Origin of the sequence: Acinetobacter sp. neg1, from assembly GCF_000788125.1 — a bacterium.
Lineage (GTDB): Bacteria > Pseudomonadota > Gammaproteobacteria > Pseudomonadales > Moraxellaceae > Acinetobacter > Acinetobacter vivianii.
Genome location: NZ_JSZD01000026.1, coordinates 1 through 1,145, shown reverse-complemented (window position 1 = coordinate 1,145; position 1,145 = coordinate 1). Strand labels below are relative to the sequence as shown.

At 45.3% G+C, this 1,145-nt stretch carries 1 protein-coding gene; it reads left to right on the top strand.

Translation table 11 applies throughout. The annotated features are described in order from the left end of the window. On the top strand, positions 1-1,145 hold a 1,145-nt coding region (gene tuf, locus PJ15_RS18175), incomplete at both ends, for an elongation factor Tu (protein WP_047433192.1).

The following is a 1,145-nucleotide window of genomic DNA, read 5'->3' as shown; positions in this document are numbered from 1 at the left end:
AAGTTTGAACGTAATAAACCACACGTAAACGTGGGTACAATTGGTCACGTTGACCATGGTAAAACAACTTTAACTGCTGCGATTGCAACGATCTGTGCAAAAACTTACGGCGGTGAAGCTAAAGATTACGCAGCTATCGACTCTGCACCAGAAGAAAAAGCACGTGGTATTACAATTAATACTTCACACGTAGAATACGATTCTCCAACTCGTCACTACGCTCACGTAGACTGCCCGGGCCACGCCGATTATGTTAAAAACATGATTACTGGTGCTGCTCAGATGGACGGCGCGATCCTTGTATGTGCTGCGACTGATGGTCCAATGCCACAAACTCGTGAACACATCCTTCTTTCTCGTCAGGTTGGTGTACCTTACATTCTTGTATTCCTTAACAAGTGTGACCTTGTTGATGATGAAGAATTACTTGAATTAGTAGAAATGGAAGTTCGTGAACTTCTTTCTACTTACGACTTCCCAGGTGATGACACTCCAGTTATCCGTGGTTCTGCTCTTGCTGCGCTTAATGGCGACGCTGGTCAGTACGGTGAGTCTGCAGTTCTTGCTCTTGTTGAAGCGCTTGACTCTTACATCCCAGAACCAGAACGTGCTATCGACAAAGCATTCTTGATGCCAATCGAAGACGTATTCTCAATCTCTGGTCGTGGTACTGTAGTAACAGGCCGTGTTGAGTCTGGTATCGTTAAAGTAGGCGAAGAAGTTGAAATCGTTGGTATTAAAGATACAGTTAAAACAACTGTAACTGGCGTAGAAATGTTCCGTAAACTTCTTGACGAAGGCCGTGCGGGCGAGAACTGTGGTGTTCTTCTACGTGGTACTAAGCGTGAAGACGTACAGCGTGGTCAAGTACTTGCTAAACCAGGTTCAATCAAGCCACACACTAAATTCGATGCGGAAGTATACGTACTTTCTAAAGAAGAAGGTGGTCGTCACACTCCATTCCTTAACGGTTACCGTCCACAGTTCTACTTCCGTACAACTGACGTAACTGGCGCGATCAAATTACAAGATGGCGTAGAAATGGTAATGCCTGGTGACAACGTAGAAATGTCAGTAGAGTTAATCCACCCGATCGCAATGGACCCAGGTCTACGTTTTGCGATCCGTGAAGGTGGTCGTACTGT